Raw genomic sequence first — 16,572 nt, 5'->3', positions numbered from 1 at the left:
ATGCTGGACCCCGAGCGATCCGGGGGACGGCCGACCATCAACGCATAGCGTCGCAGGACGACCGGATTGACGCTGATATAGGCGCTATGTGGCTGTTTGTGAAGGGGGGTGGCGATGGATACCGGTCCCCCTGCGATATTCCGGCCCGCCGTGGCCGGTGCCTATCAGTCCGGCGTGGCCGTGGCGGCGTTACCCGCCATGCCGGGCGGCAGGATCTTCACCGTTTCGAACCGCTCCTTGCGCCGCACGCCGGTCAACATCGGTGCGGGAGACGCCGCGGTTATGCGCTGGCGCATACATTCGCTCTTGGCCGCGCGGGGGATGACCCCGCAATTCCACAAGGCGCGCTGCAACCCGCTTTGTATGTCGTGGATGTAGGAAAAGCGCATCGCCGCCAGATTGGCGAGCGTCAATGGCAGGCCGGTGGGGGCGTCCGCCGCGGTCCAGCCCATGATCCGACATTGCGGACGCCCGGCGCAGAAGGTCCGCGCGCTGGCCGGCCAGCTGTCCGGCTTGCTGCCCTTGGGCAGTTCGACCAGGAAGCTGCGGATGTCCGCCAGGGCGATCAGCCGCACGCCTGCCACGCTCTTGCCGATCTGATCGAGGCCGATCGCCTGTCGCGCCTGCGCGGCGATCGCCTCTGCGCTGTCGCCGACCGGCGTGATGGCGCCAGGCAGCGGCAGCGTCACATCGCGATGCGCGATCGAAAAAGCGGCGATCCGCGGGATCAGCGGCTCGCCCGGATCGACGGTCTTGCGGAAGGCGGCCGGTGTCCCCCACCAGCCGCGCCAGCGGAAGAAGAGGTGCGTGCCGACCGCCGTGATCTTGTCCAGGCTGCTGCTCCAATAGGGGACGACCCAGTCGGTATGATAATGGGTGGCATGGCCGACTGCCGCATAGACCTTGCCCGCCAGTGCGCTGCGCGCGATGTCCTGCGCGCGCGCCCAGGCGGCCGGGCCCGGTATGCGGGCCAAGGCTCCGTCGCAGCTGAAGGTGAACTGGCAACCGGTGCTGCGCTCCTGTCCCTGGAACACGACGCCACATACCGTCTTGGGGAAGGCGGGGTGACGCACCCGGTTCAGCACCACTTGTGCGACGGCCTGCTCACCCACCGCATCGTCGCCCGCTTCAAATATCTCTGCTGCCGCCAGGCAGTCCGTCGCGCGGGCCAGGTCGGTTTGCGTGCCGGAAAAGCGGAAGGGCGCGGCTGCCGGATTGGGATCGCGCGAAAAGGGGATGGCGGCATTGAACGCCACGGCCTGATCCCGCTCCAGAGCATAGACCTTGACCGGTTCGACCGGGGGAGGCGGCGTCGATGGCCGCTTGCCCCGTGCCGCATGGGCGACCGCGAGGCGAGCGGGCGCATCGGCCGCCTGCCGATGGCTTTCCCAGCCGGCCACGGCCATGGGGAGGCCAATGAACAATAGCGCCCAGACGATCCAGGACAAAAGGGTGGAGAGGTCGGTTCGTTTCACGCGGATCATGGCCCTGCACCGGATCGGTCGTCAGCGCGGTTCGCCACGTTTCCGACTATCAGCCACGTCATGCCGAACCTGTTTCAGCATCGATCGGACCTTTGTGCGCAGTGTGCCTTTAGGCAGGAACAGGGATCGAAACAAGGCAGGCCACACGGCGCGCCGTCCGCCCCTATGGTAGAGGGCGAACGGCAGTAGGCGAGCTTGCCTTGTTCCGGGCCTTATTCGGGCAGGAAGTCGGGCACCGACAGATAGCGCTCGCCAGTGTCATAGTTGAAGCCGAGCACGCGGCTGCCAGTGGGCAACTCCTTCAACTTCTGTGCGATCGCCGCCAGCGTGCCGCCCGACGAAATGCCGACCAGCAGCCCTTCCTGCGTTGCGGCGCGGCGCGCATAATCCTTGGCATCGGCCGGATCGACCTGGATCACGCCGTCCAGCAGCTGCGTATGCAGGTTGGCCGGGATGAAGCCCGCGCCGATGCCCTGGATCGGATGTGGGCCGGGCTGGCCGCCGCTGATGACCGGCGACAGGGTGGGCTCGACCGCATAGACCTTTAAGGCAGGCCACTGTTTCTTGAGCACTTCGGCGACGCCGGTGATATGGCCGCCCGTGCCCACGCCGGTGATCAGCGCGTCGATCGGCGTGTCGGCGAAATCGGCCAGGATTTCCTGCGCCGTCGTACGGACATGCACGTCGATATTGGCGGGATTTTCGAACTGCTGCGGCATCCAGCTGCCCGGCGTCTGCGACACCAGCTCCAGCGCGCGCTCGATCGCGCCCTTCATGCCCTTTTCGCGCGGCGTCAGGTCGAAACTGGCGCCATAGGCCAGCATCAGGCGACGGCGCTCGATCGACATGCTTTCGGGCATGACCAGGATCAGCTTGTACCCCTTGACCGCCGCGACCATGGCCAGCCCGACGCCGGTATTGCCCGACGTCGGCTCGATGATGGTGCCGCCGGGCTGCAATTCGCCGCTGGCTTCGGCCGCTTCGATCATGGCCAGCGCAATGCGGTCCTTGATCGACCCGCCGGGGTTCGATCGTTCCGACTTGATCCAGACTTCAGCGTCGCCGAACAGCCGGTTCACCCGGACATGCGGCGTATTGCCGATGGTTTCGAGAATCGTGGCAGCTTTCATTGTGTCTTCTCCAAGCTGTTTTCCGCTCGCCCGATGTCGGGTGGATCGAAGCTACGTGCAAGGCGCAATTCGGGAAAGAGTCGCGCCCAGATGATGGTGATGATGATAGCACCGACGCCGCCGCCGATCACGGCGGCGATCGGCCCGACCAGGGCGGCCAGGAAACCGGACTCCGCCTCGCCCAGTTCGTTGGACGCCGAAATGGTCAGTTGCGACAGGCTGGACACGCGGCCGCGCATGGCGTCGGGCGTATGCAGCTGCACCAGCGACTGGCGCACGAAGACCGATACCATGTCCGCGCCGCCCAGCACGACCAGCGCGGCCACGCCAGCCTCCACCGCGATGTCGCGCGGCAGGAAGGCCGTGCAACCGAACGCGATGGTGGCGAGGCCAAACAGGATGACCGCGCCCAGCATCTTGAGGCCGACCTCCGTCTTCATCGGGCGGAACGAGAACCATAAAGCCGTCAATCCTGCGCCGATGCCCGGCGCGATGGCCAGATGGCCATAGCCTTCCGACCCCACATGCAGGATGTCGCGGGCATACACGGGCAGCAGCGCCGTGGCGCCGGCCAGCAGCACCGCGAACAGGTCCAGCGTGATCGTCGCCAGCACCAGCCGGTTGCCCCGTACATAGGTAAAGCCGTCGATCATCTGGCGGATGGGGTGGCGCCCCTGCTGGCGCGGCGGCTGTGGCACCGGCCCGATCATCAGCATGGATACCAGCCCGACCCCGAACAGGACGGCGGACAGCGCATAGGCGAACCAGGGTTCCATCGCATAGGCGTATCCGCCCAGCGCCTTGCCCAATATGTCGCCCGCCTGCCAGGCGACGGAGGACAGGGCGATGGCATTGGGCAGCACCGCGGCGGGCACCAGATTGGGCGCGAGTGCGCCATAGGCCGGTCCGTTGAAGGCGCGGGCGATGCCGACGATGACCGCGATGAAGAAGATGAGCGGCAGGTTGACCCAGCCTTCATAAGTGGCGAACGCCAGCAAGGCCGCCGCCATGGTCAGCAACGCCAGGGTCAACCGGGTGATGATCCGCCGGTCATAATGATCCGCGACCCATCCGGTGACGGGCGTCAGCAGGAACAGCGGCAGGAACTGGGCCAGGCCGATAAGGCCGAGCTGCGCCGATGCGCCGGCCGTGGTCATCGTCTCTCGCGCGATATTATAGGCCTGCCACGCCAATATGATCATCATGCTGTACTGCGCCAGCGTCGCGCAGAAACGCCCCACCAGATAGGCCCGGAAATTGGGGAATTGCAGCGGATGGCGGGAGGGGGGAGAGGCCGTCATGCCAGGGGCTTTAGCGGGGCTTATATTGCCGAAGCAACAGCGCCGCGATCCGCCGTGCGACAAGATTTGCTTTGCGACCTATGAGGGGCGGGCTGAAATTGTCGAAGACGAGACTTTCCGTCGCTCTTTTTACGCTTTTTCCTGCAACGGCGAAGTTCACACCGTCACGCGGCTTTTGGGCCGCAAGCACCCCCGAAGCGCTCGCGAGGCGCTCGCAAGGCGTCACCGACGCGCTCCCGAAGCGTCCCCGGTCAGACGCGCATGCGCCACCAAGTTTACACCCCAGGCGCCGCCTGCGCATGGGCATTGCGATCATGGAGGTGCAGGGCGAAGCTGTCATCCCACAGGATAGATCAGACAAAATCCTACATTGAAAGCGGCATGGTCGAGGGCATGGCGGCATTTTTGCAGCCGCCCGACCCGACATATGGCAGTCCGCTACCCACCCGAACCGGGCGTTTGCGCGGTCTATTTCCGCAACATTATGCCGCTGACCGACCCGTTGCGAACCGAGCAGACGAAGGGAATGTCGCCGTCACCAGAACCCACCACGCCCTCGACCTCCCAGCCTGTGGACATGGTGCTGGCCCGCGCCGCCCCGATCAGTCGCGACGCCGGCCCCGCCTGATACAGCGCCTTTTCCGCGCAGGCATCCCGCGCCGCAGCCGCAGTGGAGATCGACCCATAGCCAGGCGTGGCATAGGGCGTTTGCCGCGCGTCACGCTGCGCCTGCCGGTCGGCGACGATGTCGCTGACGATGGCAGCGCCCACGACATGCCGGGGCACGACGACGATTTGCGCATGCAGGGGCGTGGTCAGCAGAAACATCGCTGCACCTGTCCAACTCGCTGTCGCTTTCATGTCGATCATCTCCCTGTTGCGCCCTGACGATAGCCTATTTGAACAGGCTGCCCAAGATACCACGGACCAGCTTGCCGGCAATGCCGCCCGACGAAGACTTGCGGCTCGATCCGCCGAATACCGCCCGGCCCAGTTCATTGGCGACCTGCCGCCCGACAGAAGAGCCGGCGGCGCGGGTGGCGGACTGGACCGCCTTGTCAAAGGCGCTGGGCCTGGCCGCCTCGCGCGCTTCCGCGGCTTCCCGCCGGGCTTGTTCCTTCAGTTCCGCCTCGCGTTGCTTGGCTTCCACCTTCGCTTGCGTGGCGGCGGCCTTGTCGGCTTCGGCCTGCGCTTTGGAAGCCTGCGCCGCGGCCGCTGCGGCCTGTCCGCGCGCCGCGAGGATTTCCTCTGCCGACTCCCGGTTGACGGCGGTGTCATATTTGCCCGCGACCGGCGATATCGACTGGATGATCGCCCGTTCCTTGGCATCGAGCGGGCCGAGGCGCGAACGGGGCGGGGCGATCAGCGTGCGCTGCACGATGCCCGGCGATCCATCCTCCTGCAACAGCGAGACCAGCGCCTCGCCGACCTTCAATTCGGTGATCGCCGTTTCGACATTCAGGTCGGGATTGATGCGGAAGGTTTCCGCCGCAGCCTTGATCGCGCGCTGGTCGCGCGGGGTGAAGGCGCGCAGCGCATGCTGCACCCGGTTGCCGAGCTGCCCCGCCACATCTTCGGGAATGTCGATCGGGTTTTGCGTGACGAAATAGACGCCCACGCCCTTCGACCGGATCAGGCGCACCACCTGCTCGATCTTGTCGGTCAGCGCCTTGGGCGCGTCATCGAACAGCAGATGCGCTTCATCGAAGAAGAAGACCAGCTTGGGCTTGTCCGGGTCGCCCACTTCGGGGAGCGTTTCGAACAGCTCACTCAGCAGCCACAGCAGGAAGGTCGCATAAAGTTTGGGCGACTGCATCAGCTTGTCGGCGGCCAGCACATTTACATAGCCGCGCCCTTTCTCATCCACCTGCAACATGTCGTGGATGTCGAGCGCCGGCTCGCCGAAGAAATGTTCGCCGCCCTGGCTTTCCAGCTGGAGCAATTGCCGCTGGATCGCGCCGACGCTGGCCTTGGTCACATTGCCATAGCGGGCCGAAAGCGTGTCGGCATTTTCGGCGCAATGGGCCAGCATCGCCTGCAAATCGCCAAGGTCCAGCAGCAGCAGGCCTTCCTCATCCGCATATTTGAAGGCGATCGACAGCACGCCTTCCTGCGTTTCGTTAAGGCCCATCAGGCGCGCGAGCAGCAGCGGCCCCATCTCGCTGACGGTGGTGCGGATCGGATGACCCTGCTGCCCGTAAAGATCCCAGAAGATCGCCGGATTATCGGCATAGCTATAGTCGGCGATCCCGACTTCCGCCGCGCGGGCCACCAGCTTGTCGGCATTTTTGGCGGTGGGGGAGCCGGCCATGGATATGCCGGCCAGGTCGCCCTTAACGTCGGCCAGGAACACCGGCACGCCCAGCGCGGAAAAGCTTTCGGCGATGCCCTGCAACGTCACCGTCTTGCCGGTGCCGGTCGCGCCCGCGATCAGGCCGTGGCGATTTGCCCGACGCAGGTTCAGCGTCTGTGGCACGCCGCCTTCCTTCTCCGGTGCGCCCAGGCCGATGAAGATACCGTCGATCATCAAAAATCCCCGAAAACGAAGACCCGCTCGCCCCGCACCTGTCGAACGTCTGTCGACAGATACGGCCCGAACGGGTCTGAATTGGCTATCCCAACTCTAGCGAGCCGGACGCCGTCGGCAAGAGCCGCTTATTTGTCGCGCAGGCGCACCGGCAGGAAGATGGCCGGCTGGCCGCGACGCAGCACCTGCAACAGGATGGCGTTGCGGCCCTGCGCCGAAACCGCCTTGGCCTGAGCGTCCAGTTCCGCCTGAGTGGCTACAGGGCGATTATTCGCGCTGATGATGACGTCGCCGCGACGCAGGCCCTTGGCGCCCGCATCGGTGGATCCATCGACGGCGGTGATGACGACGCCCTTGGTATCGGCGGCGATGCCCAGCTGGCGGATGATGCCGGGCGTCAGCGGGATCGCCGAAATACCCAGCGCCTGTTGCGTCGCCTGACCCGGATTCTGCTCCTGCTGGCTGAAATCTTCATCGCCCTGCGGTTGCGCGAAATTGTTGAGCTCGTCTTCCGACGGGCGCTCGCCCACGATCGCGGTCACGGTCTGGCGCTGGCCGTTGCGAATGAGGACGATCGGCACGCGCGCGCCAATGTCCTGATTGGCGACGATGGAGGACAGATTCTGGTCCGCCGTCACTTCCTGACCGGCCACGCTGACGATCACGTCGCCAGCCTTGATCCCGGCCTTCTCGGCGCCCTTGCCCGGCTCGACGCCCTGGACGAATTCACCGCGATTCTTGGCCAGACCCAGCGAATCCGCCAGATCTTCGCCCAGCGGGCTGATTTGTACGCCCAGATAGCCGCGCTTGATCGTCTGACCCTTTTGCAAGGTGGCGACGATCGGGGCGGCCTGTTCCGACGGAATGGCAAAGCCGATGCCGACATTGCCGCCCGAAGGCGACAGGATCTGGCTGTTGATGCCGATCACGTTGCCGCGCATGTCGAACATCGGGCCACCGCTGTTGCCCTGGTTGATCGACGCATCGGTCTGGATGAACTTGTCGTAGCCCGACGTGCCGCCGGTATTGCGATGCAGCGCGGAAATGATCCCCGCCGTCACCGTGCCCGACAGGGCGAAGGGGTTGCCGATCGCCACGACCCAGTCGCCCACGCGCGCCTTGGTGCTGTCGCCGAACTTCACGAAGGGCAGGGGCTTGGGCGATTCGATCTTCAGCACCGCCAGGTCGGTGGCGGGGTCGCGGCCGATCAGCTTGGCGGGAAATTCCTGCTTGTCGGTCATGGTAACCGTGATCGAATCGACGCTGGCGCCTTCTGCACCGGCGGACACCACATGGTTGTTGGTGACGATATAGCCGTCGGCCGAAATCAGGAAGCCCGAACCCAGCGACTGGGCCTGGCGCGTCTGGGGCTGGCCGCCGCCCTGGCCCTGGCCGAACAGGTCGCCGAACGGAGTGCCGGCAAACGGGTTCTGCACCTTCACGCGCTGCTTGGTCGAAATATTGACCACGGCCGGTTGCAGCTTTTCGACCATGTCGGCCAGGCTCGCGGGCGCGCCCGCAGGCGCTGCGGCCGTCAGGCCTTCGTTCTGCGCGGTCTGCGCGCCGACATTGGAACTGGTGGTAACCGCGATGGCGGTGCCGCCGAGCAGCAGGGCGCCGGTAATGGCATAAGCGTAACGCACTCGTGACGGTCCTCTTCAAAGCTTCAGGGGTAAGGAAGGCGGGACTTTTAGGAAGCCCTCAGATGCTCCGCTTTGCCTTAACCCTCATTGAATGACGCTGGTTCCGTAATGATCCGGGCGGGATCATGACGAAAGATTAACGTCGTCCCTGAAATTGCCGCAGGAACTCATTGTCCGGCGACAGGATGATGTTGGTCTGACCCGGACGGTCGGGCGCGAAAGTATAGCGATAGCTCTGCATCCCGCGATAGAAATCGTAGAAGGACGGGTCTTTCCCAAAGCTTTCGGCATAGATGCGCGCGGCGTTCGCGTCGGCTTCGGCGCGGATGATCTGCGCCTGCTTGGCGCCCTGCGCACGGATGGTCAGCGCTTCCTGCTCGCGCGCGGTGCGCATGCGGGTGAAGGCGCTTTCCAGCGGCGTGCCGTCGGGCAAATCGGCGCGCTTGATGCGTACGTCCACGATCTCCGCGCCATATTGGCGCGCGACCCGGTCCAGGCCGGCCTCGATATTCTGCATCACCTGCCCGCGTTCGGGGCTGAGCAGCGCGGCGAAGGGCCGCTTGCCCAGTTCGTTGCGCAGCGCGGAGCCCAGGATCGGGCGCAGCGCGTCGGACACGCGGTCCTCGCTGCCGGCTGCAATATACATGCGCAGCGGATCGATGATGCGATAGCGGGCGAAGGCATCGACCTGAAGGCGCAGCTGATCGGTGGACAGCACCTGCTGGCGCTCCATTTCGACCGACAGCACGCGCTTGTCGATCCACACGATCTGATCGACGAACGGCGCGCGCAGGATGATGCCGGCGCCCGTCTGGCCGAAGCTTTCATTGGGGCGGTAGCGATTGATGATTTCCTTGGGATCGCCGAAGCGGACGATCACACCCTGTTTGGTTTCGGGCACGATCGCCACGGTGCTGCCGATCAGGATCAACAGCGCCAGCAGGATCAGCGCAAGGGCGACGGGATGACGCAGGATGGCGGGCATTACTGGCCTCCCGTGCTGGTGGCATCGGTGGCGGGGGCGGCCTGCGCGCGACGCTTGATTTCGGGCAGGGGCAGATAGGGCGTCACATTATTGCCCTCCACGATGGTCTTGTCGACGTTCGACAGCACGCTCTCCATGGTTTCATAATACATGCGACGACGGGTCACGTCGGGCGACAGCTTATATTGTTCATAGACCTTGTCGAAGGCTGCGGCTTCACCCTGCGCCTTGGCGGTCACCTGCTGGGCGGCGGCGCGCGCTTCGTTGAGGTAGGTCTGCGCGGTCTGCTGCGCGGCGGACACGGCCTTGAACGCATCGTTCACGGCGGTCGGCGGGTCGGCCTGCTTGATCGCGACGCCCTGGATGCGGATGCCCGACTTGTAGCCGTCCAGTATCTCCTGCATGCGCAGTTCGACCTGCTGCTCGATCGCGGTGCGACCCGCACCCAGCGCATCGTCAAGGCTGACGCTGGCGAGCACCGAACGCATGGCGCTTTCGGCGACTTCGCGCACGCTGGCGTCAGGTTCCGACAGCTGGAACAGATAGAGCTCGGGGTTACGGATGTTCCAGCGCACCGAATAGGCAAGGTCTATGATATTCTGGTCACCGGTCAGCACCAGATTTTCGCTTTCGGCGCTGGCCGATCCGATGTCGATGGTGCGGATTTCTTCCACATCGACCGTCGTCACCGCCTCGAACGGAGCGGGCAGGGTCAGGCTTATGCCCGGCGTGAGGGTGCGGCTATATTTGCCGAGGAAGGTGACGACGCCACGTTCCTGGGGCCCGACGCGGTGAAAACTGGTCAGGACCAGCCACAAGATGACCACCAGGCCGACCGCGACTGGCCACAAGGCCCGGCCGGCCGCGCGGGGCGGCAGGCCGCCACCACTGCCATTGCCGCCGCCCTGGCCAAAGCTTTCGCGACCACGACGCAGCAATTCTTCGATCGCGGACGGGCCTTTCTGGCCGCCGGACGGCTTGCCCGGCTGCGTCCACGGATTGCGTGGGCCGCCGTCGCCGCCTTTCTGCCCGTCCCCGCCCGGGCCGTCATTCTTGCCGCCCCAGGGGCCTTGGACCATCGCTGCGATCGCGGGCATCCACCCGAATATTCTTCTCATACTGTCTTCTATAGGAAGGCTCTTGTCCGAAAAACAGTGCAAATGGCTGCGATTATTTCCTACAGGGCTTCGTCATGACCGATCTTGCCGATTTCACCGCCCGTCTGACCGCTCTCACCGATGGCCGCGCCAGTGCGCCGCGCCTGAAGGACGGGGTGATGACCCTGGCCCTGGACGTAGGCGGCCTGTCGCCGGAGCAGCGCGACGGGCTGGCCGCCGCGATCCGCGAAGGGGGGATGACCGTGGCGGGCGTGGCCGATGTCCGCATCGCCATGACGGCTGAGCGCAAGCCCGCGCAAGAGCGCAAGCCGTTGCGGATATTGGCGGTCGCGTCGGGCAAGGGCGGGGTGGGCAAATCGACCCTGTCGGCCAATCTGGCCGTCGCGCTCCACCGACTGGGGATCAAGGTGGGGCTGGTCGATGCCGACATCTATGGCCCGTCGCAGGCCAAGCTGATGGGGAGCGAGGACCAAAAGCCGGTCGCGCGCGACAAGAAGCTGGTGCCCGTCACCGGTCCGATCGGCATCCCGATGCTGTCGATGGCGCATCTGGTGGAGCCGGGCAAGGCGCTGGCGTGGCGCGGGCCGATGGTCGGCAATGCGCTCACGCAACTGATCGACGCGGAATGGGGCGAGGCTGAACTGCTGGTGGTCGACATGCCGCCCGGCACCGGCGATATCCAGTTGACCATGGTGCAGAAGCACAAGCCTGCCGGCGCGGTGATCGTGTCCACGCCGCAGGATCTGGCGCTGATCGACGCGACCCGCGCGGTAAGTCTGTTTGTGCAGGCTGGCGTGCCGATGGTCGGTCTGGTCGAAAATATGGCTGGCTATGCCTGCCCCCATTGCGGCGAAATCTCCGATCCCTTCGGGCAGGGCGGTGCGGAAAGCGCGGCGGGCGACCTGTCCATGCCCTTCCTCGGCCGCATTCCGCTGGCCATCGACATTCGCCGCCAGTCCGACGCGGGCGATCCCCCGGCGGCGGGCGAGGGCCTATATGCCGACGCTTTCCGCGCCATCGCGCAGAAGGTGGCGGACTGGCTGAAGGCGGCCTGATTAAAGGCGCAGGTGCAGGAACTGGCTGAAGCCGTTCACCCGATAGTCGCCGAACGGCCCGCCATCGACGAAGCCATGGCGGCGATAGAGGGCAAGCGCCGGGCCGAAGGCGGTGCCGCGTCCCGTCTCCAGGCTCATATGTTTGAGGCCGTTCGCCCGCGCCGTGTCGATGACATGAAGCAGCAACGCCGTGCCCACGCCCTGTCGCAGAAAGTCCGGGTGGGTCCGCATCGACTTGATCTCGCCGTGCTCGGCATCGAGCAGCCGCAGCGCGCCCACGCCTGCAATCGCATCGCCGTCCCAGGCCGACCATAGCCTGATATCGGGCGCTTGCAGGCCAGACAGGTCCAGCGCGAACACGGCGTCGGACGGCGAATGATCCTGCATGCCAGACAGATGCAGCGCCAGCAGCGCGCGGGTCTGCGGATCGGTCAGGTCGTCGGGGCGGATGGCAAACATGGGCACAGACTAACCCCGTGGTGTCGCGAAGGGAACGTCTTGCATGCAGCGACGTCCTTCCCATGTCATCGCAAAAGGAGACTCTCATGCCTCTCACCGCCCCGCAGGATATCGCCGCCTTGCTCGACCGCACCCGCACCATCGCGCTGGTCGGCATTTCCGATCGCCCGGATCGCCCAAGCTATGGCGTGATGAAATTTCTTCAGGACCATGGCTATCGCGTCCTGCCGGTCAACCCGCAGATCGCCGGCGAGCATGTCCATGGCGAATTCGTCTGGGGGCGCCTGTCCGACATCGGCGTGCCTGTCGACCTGGTCGATATCTTCCGCCGCAGCGAGGCGGCGGGCGAGGCGGTGGACGATGCCATCGCGGTCGGAGCCAAGGCGGTGTGGATGCAGTTGGGCGTCGTCAACGAAGCCGCCGCCGCACGCGCCGAGGCGGCGGGATTGCAGGTAGTGATGGACCGCTGTCCGGCGATCGACATTCCGCGCTTCGGCATCGCGCCGATCGCTGCGGATTAGCGCTAGGCAGCACGCGCCTGCGCCTCTATCAGGCAGGCATGGCGCGCACCCCGCGGAAGCAATCCGGCACCAAAACAGGCATTGATCGCCGCACCCTGCTGGTGGGCGGCGGCGCGGCGGCGGGCCTGATGATCGCCTGGGGCGTCTGGCCGCGCAGCTACGCGCCCAATCTCAATGCCGGCGCGACCGAAACGATCCTCAACGCCTTCCTGAAGATCGACGCATCGGGGCAGATCATCGTCGTCGTGCCGCAGACCGAAATGGGGCAGGGCGTCACGACCGTCCTGCCGCAGATATTGGCGGACGAGCTGGGCGCTGACTGGCGCACGGTCGCGGTGCAGAGTGCGCCGGTCAGCCCGCTCTACGCCAACAGGCTGCTGGCGCGCGAATGGCTGGCGAGCGACTGGACGCGCCTGCTGGGCGGGGCGGGCGACTGGGCGCTCAATCAATATGCGACGCGCGGCGCGCTGATGCTGACCGGCGGCGGCACCTCCATCCCCATGTTCCGCGACGCCTATCGCGATGCCGGTGCGGCAGCGCGTGTCCTGTTGTGCAAGGCGGCTGCGGCGCGCTGGGCCATCCCGTGGGAAAGCTGCGACATACTCGATGGCATCATCACCGATGGCGCGGCCCATCGCATTAAGATCGGCGATATCGTCGCTGACGCCGCCCGATTCGACCTGCCCGACATATTGCCCTATCGGCAGGGGCAGGACGGGCGCCTGTCGGGGCAGGATCTGCCGCGCCTAGACACCCCGTCGAAGATTGACGGCAGCCATAATTATGCCGCCGACATCCGCCTGCCCGACATGGTCTATGCCTCGATCCGGCAGGGGCCGATCGGCGACGCCCTGTTGGCCGGCGTGGATGAGCGCAGCGCGGGCGGGGTCACCGGCTTCCTGCGGCTGATCCGGCGTGAACGGTGGGTCGCGGCGATCGCCAGCAACTGGTGGGCGGCCAACAGGGCACTCGATCTGGCCGACCCGGTCTTCACCTTGCGCGGGGTGCCCGTCAGTAGCGGCAGCATGGACGATGCGCTGGAAGCGGCCTTTGCAGGATCGGCCGGTCGCCGCCTTTACGCGCAGGGGGACCTTGGTCCGGTGTTCGATGGCGCGACCATATTGGCCAGCGAATATCAGGTCGATGCCGGCCTGCATCTGTCGATCGAACCGCCTTGCGCGACCGCCCGCGTGACGGGGGATGGCGCCGAAATCTGGATGGCGACGCAGGCGCCCGGCCTGGCCCGTGCGGCGATCGCCGATGCGCTCGGCCTGTCCGAACGGGGGGTGACGGTCTATCCGCTCCATGCCGGCGGCTCCTTCGGGCGCGCCATGGATTGGGATGTCGGTGTGCAGGCGGCGCTCCTCGCGCAGGAGATGAAGCGGCCGGTTCAATTGCTCTGGTCGCGGCTGGAAGATGTGATCCAGGATCGCCCCAGCGCCCCGGCCCACGCCCGGATGGCCGCCAAGCTCGGCCGAAACGGCGCGATCGAAGGCTGGTCGGCCAAGGTCGCTGCGCCCTGCGCCATGACCCAGACATGGTCACGGATCGCCGATCGCAAATTGCCGCATGAAGCGGCCGCCGATGCGGCGGACACGGTCACGCGGCTGGCGGTGGCCGGCATGGTGCCGCCTTATGCCATTCCAAATTGGGCGGTGGATCATTTTCCGGCCGATGTCGGGCTGCCACTCGGCTTCATGCGCGGCAACGCGCATCTGCATGGCACTTTCTTTACCGAAAGCTTCATCGACGAACTGGCGCATCTGGCAGGGATAGAGGCCATGTCCTTCCGCATCCAGATGCTCGGCGGCAATCCGCGTCTCGCCCATTGCCTTTCGACCGCGGCGTCGATGGGCGGCTGGCAGGGCGGGATAGCCGGCAGCGGGCAGGGGCTTTCCGCGCACATGATGGATGGCGCTTATGCCGCCGTCATGGTGGAGGCGGCGATGAATGGCGACGCGCTCAGCGTCAATCGCATCGTCGCGGCGGTCGATGCCGGGGATCAGGTCAATCCCGACATCGCCCGGCAGCAGATCGAAAGCGGCCTGATCTATGGCCTGGCCTATGCCATGGGTGCGTCCGTCCCTTATGAAAAGGGGATGCCAACCCGCGCCATTCTGGGTCGCATGAACCTGCCACGGTTGGCGGACATCGGAGAGGTCACGGTGGAGTTGATGCGCAGCACCGCCGACCCAGCTGGCGTCACCGACCTTGCCGCGCCACTGGTCGCCCCCGCCATCGCGAACGCCCTGTACACATGGACAGGTCAGCGCCTGCGCAGACTGCCTTTAGTAGGAACCGCATGACCCTGCCTGCCGATCATCCCGCCATTCCTGCGCCCAAAGTGGGTGTGCTGCTCATCAACCTCGGCACGCCGGACGCGCCCGACGCCAAATCGGTGCGCCGCTATCTGGCGGAATTTCTGTCCGACCCGCGCGTGGTGGAAATTCCCAAACTCGTCTGGCAGCCGATCCTGCATGGCGTGATCCTGACCACCCGCCCGAAAAAATCCGCCCATGCCTATCAACAGGTGTGGACGCCCGATGGTTCGCCGCTGGCCGTTTACACCCGCGCCACCGCGCAGGCGTTGCAGCAGGCGATGCCCCATGTCCTCGTCGACTGGGCGATGCGCTATGGCAATCCCGCCATTGCTGAAAAGCTCGCCGCGATGAAGGCCCAGGGGTGCGATCGCATCCTGCTCGCGCCGCTCTATCCGCAATATAGCGGCGCGACCACGGCGACCGCCAATGACGCCGCCTTTGCCGCATTGGCGGCGATGCGCTGGCAGCCGGCGGTGCGCACCCTGCCGCCCTATCATGACGATCCGGCCTATATCGCGGCATTGAAGGCGTCCATCGACCGGCATGTCGCCGCACTCGATTTCGTGCCGGATGCGCTGCTCGCCAGTTTCCACGGCATGCCGGAACGCACCTTGCATCTGGGCGATCCCTATCATTGCCAGTCGGTCAAGACCGTCAGATTGTTGCGCGAGGCTTTGTCCCTGCCTGTCCATATGAGCTTCCAGTCGCGCTTCGGCCGGGCCAAATGGCTCGAACCGGAAACCGAAGCGACGCTCGCCAAATTGGTACAGGATGGTGTCCGGAATATTGCTGTCGTCACGCCCGGCTTCGCGGCGGATTGCCTTGAAACCCTAGAGGAAATCGCTTTGCGCGCGAAAGATGTCTTTTTGCGCCAGGGTGGCGAAAATTTTGCCTATTTGCCCTGTCTAAACGCATCGGCGGAAGCTATCACCCTTTACCAGAGGCTTATGAGCCGCGAGCTTTCGGGTTGGATCGACTGACCCCGTTGCAGGAAGAGGATAGCAGATGTCGAGAGTAGCGATCGTGACCGGCGGAACGCGGGGCATCGGCGAGGCGATCAGCCTGGCACTGAAGGAATTGGGCTACACCGTCGCTGCCAATTATGCCGGTAATGAGGAAAAGGCGAAGGCCTTCACCGAAAAGACCGGCATTGCCACCTTCAAATGGGATGTCGGCGACCATCAGGCCTGCCTCGACGGCGTGGCGAAGGTGACGCAGGCGCTCGGCCCGGTCGATATCGTCGTCAACAATGCCGGTATCACTCGCGACGGCGTGCTGGCGAAGATGAGCTTCGACGACTGGAACGAGGTGATGCGCATCAACCTTGGCGGTTGCTTCAACATGGCCAAGGCAACGTTCGGCGGCATGCGCGAACGCGGCTGGGGCCGGATCGTCAATATCGGTTCGATCAACGGCCAGGCCGGCCAATATGGCCAGGTGAACTATGCCGCCGCCAAATCGGGCATCCATGGCTTTACCAAGGCGCTGGCGCAGGAAGGCGCCCGGTCGGGCATCACCGTCAATGCGATCGCGCCCGGCTATATCGACACCGACATGGTGGCCGCGGTGCCGCCTGCCGTTCTGGAAAAGATCGTGGCGAAAATCCCCGTCGGCCGTTTGGGGCAGGCGCATGAAATCGCGCGCGGCGTCGCGTTCCTGTGCAGTGAGGATGGTGGCTTCGTGACCGGCAGCACCCTGTCGATCAACGGCGGCCAGCATATGTATTGATGTCAGGGGGCGATCCTGACCAAGGCCCCGATGGGCCGGAGGGGTCGCCCTTCTCCCCGCCGGTCAAGCGCAGCGTGACCATAGCGGGACACCAGACCGCCATCAGTCTGGAACCCATCTTCTGGGACGCGCTGCGTGCCCAAGCTGCGCAGCAACAATTGCCCGTCAACGCGCTCGTCGCCTGCATTGATGCGGAGCGGCTCGCCGTGCCGCATCCGCCCAATCTGGCCAGCGCCATTCGCAGTTGGCTCTTCCTGCAACAATCTTGCAAGATCGGTAATAATCAGTCGCAATAGCGTT

Annotated in this window: 15 protein-coding genes; 6 read left to right on the top strand and 9 right to left on the bottom strand. The window is 65.3% G+C overall.

What is annotated here, in order from left to right:
* Positions 1-164 precede the first annotated feature (164 nt).
* The 8 genes from AC07UX_RS08800 to hflK form a co-directional block, all read right to left on the bottom strand.
* A complete protein-coding gene (locus AC07UX_RS08800; protein WP_495191523.1) occupies positions 165-1,484 on the bottom strand; it encodes a cell wall hydrolase in 1,320 nt (439 codons plus the stop codon).
* Positions 1,485-1,696: 212 nt separating this feature from the next.
* Positions 1,697-2,614, bottom strand: a complete 918-nt coding sequence (gene cysK / locus AC07UX_RS08795) for a cysteine synthase A (protein ID WP_495191522.1) — start codon at positions 2,612-2,614, stop codon at positions 1,697-1,699.
* Complete coding sequence (locus AC07UX_RS08790; protein ID WP_495191521.1) at positions 2,611-3,915, bottom strand: MFS transporter; 1,305 nt, start codon at positions 3,913-3,915, stop codon at positions 2,611-2,613. The genes cysK and AC07UX_RS08790 overlap by 4 nt, the downstream gene beginning before the upstream one ends.
* A gap of 468 nt (positions 3,916-4,383) precedes the next feature.
* Positions 4,384-4,776 carry a hypothetical protein gene (locus tag AC07UX_RS08785; RefSeq protein WP_495191520.1) on the bottom strand — a complete coding sequence of 131 codons (393 nt, stop codon included), beginning with the start codon at positions 4,774-4,776 and terminating at the stop codon, positions 4,384-4,386.
* A 34-nt stretch (positions 4,777-4,810) separates the two neighbouring features.
* The gene (locus AC07UX_RS08780) at positions 4,811-6,442 is read right to left on the bottom strand and encodes a helicase HerA-like domain-containing protein (protein ID WP_495191519.1); all 1,632 of its coding nucleotides are present in this window, start codon (positions 6,440-6,442) and stop codon (positions 4,811-4,813) included.
* A gap of 128 nt (positions 6,443-6,570) precedes the next feature.
* Complete coding sequence (locus AC07UX_RS08775; protein ID WP_495191518.1) at positions 6,571-8,085, bottom strand: Do family serine endopeptidase; 1,515 nt, start codon at positions 8,083-8,085, stop codon at positions 6,571-6,573.
* 136 nt (positions 8,086-8,221) lie between these two features.
* Entirely contained in the window at positions 8,222-9,070 is an 849-nt protein-coding gene (gene hflC, locus AC07UX_RS08770; RefSeq protein WP_495191517.1) for a protease modulator HflC, read from the bottom strand.
* Positions 9,070-10,188 (bottom strand): FtsH protease activity modulator HflK, encoded by a 1,119-nt coding sequence (hflK, locus tag AC07UX_RS08765; protein ID WP_495191516.1) that lies wholly within the window; start codon positions 10,186-10,188, stop codon positions 9,070-9,072. Before hflK ends, hflC begins: the two co-directional genes overlap by 1 nt.
* A 74-nt stretch (positions 10,189-10,262) precedes the next feature.
* Here hflK and AC07UX_RS08760 point away from each other — a divergent pair, with 74 nt between their 5' ends.
* A complete protein-coding gene (locus tag AC07UX_RS08760; protein ID WP_495191515.1) occupies positions 10,263-11,243 on the top strand; it encodes an Mrp/NBP35 family ATP-binding protein in 981 nt (326 codons plus the stop codon).
* Here AC07UX_RS08760 and AC07UX_RS08755 read toward each other — a convergent pair whose 3' ends face one another.
* The gene (locus AC07UX_RS08755; protein WP_495191841.1) at positions 11,244-11,702 is read right to left on the bottom strand and encodes a GNAT family N-acetyltransferase; all 459 of its coding nucleotides are present in this window, start codon (positions 11,700-11,702) and stop codon (positions 11,244-11,246) included.
* A gap of 86 nt (positions 11,703-11,788) precedes the next feature.
* Here AC07UX_RS08755 and AC07UX_RS08750 point away from each other — a divergent pair, with 86 nt between their 5' ends.
* From AC07UX_RS08750 to AC07UX_RS08730, 5 genes are read left to right on the top strand one after another with little or no spacing between them, the layout of a single operon-like run.
* On the top strand, positions 11,789-12,223 hold the full coding sequence (locus AC07UX_RS08750; RefSeq protein ID WP_495191514.1) for a CoA-binding protein: 435 nt from the start codon (positions 11,789-11,791) through the stop codon (positions 12,221-12,223).
* Between the two features lie 38 nt (positions 12,224-12,261).
* Positions 12,262-14,529 (top strand): xanthine dehydrogenase family protein molybdopterin-binding subunit, encoded by a 2,268-nt coding sequence (locus AC07UX_RS08745; RefSeq protein WP_495191513.1) that lies wholly within the window; start codon positions 12,262-12,264, stop codon positions 14,527-14,529.
* Positions 14,526-15,524 (top strand): ferrochelatase, encoded by a 999-nt coding sequence (gene hemH / locus AC07UX_RS08740; RefSeq protein ID WP_495191512.1) that lies wholly within the window; start codon positions 14,526-14,528, stop codon positions 15,522-15,524. Before AC07UX_RS08745 ends, hemH begins: the two co-directional genes overlap by 4 nt.
* A 25-nt stretch (positions 15,525-15,549) precedes the next feature.
* Positions 15,550-16,272 carry an acetoacetyl-CoA reductase gene (gene phbB / locus AC07UX_RS08735; protein ID WP_495191511.1) on the top strand — a complete coding sequence of 241 codons (723 nt, stop codon included), beginning with the start codon at positions 15,550-15,552 and terminating at the stop codon, positions 16,270-16,272.
* Positions 16,272-16,568, top strand: coding sequence for a ribbon-helix-helix domain-containing protein (locus AC07UX_RS08730; RefSeq protein ID WP_495191510.1), 297 nt, complete (start codon positions 16,272-16,274; stop codon positions 16,566-16,568). Before phbB ends, AC07UX_RS08730 begins: the two co-directional genes overlap by 1 nt.
* The last annotated feature ends 4 nt before the right edge of the window (positions 16,569-16,572 follow it).

This window comes from Sphingobium sp. GW821-FHT02B05 (genome assembly GCF_059421905.1).
This window is presented reverse-complemented; position numbering and strand designations above follow the sequence as displayed.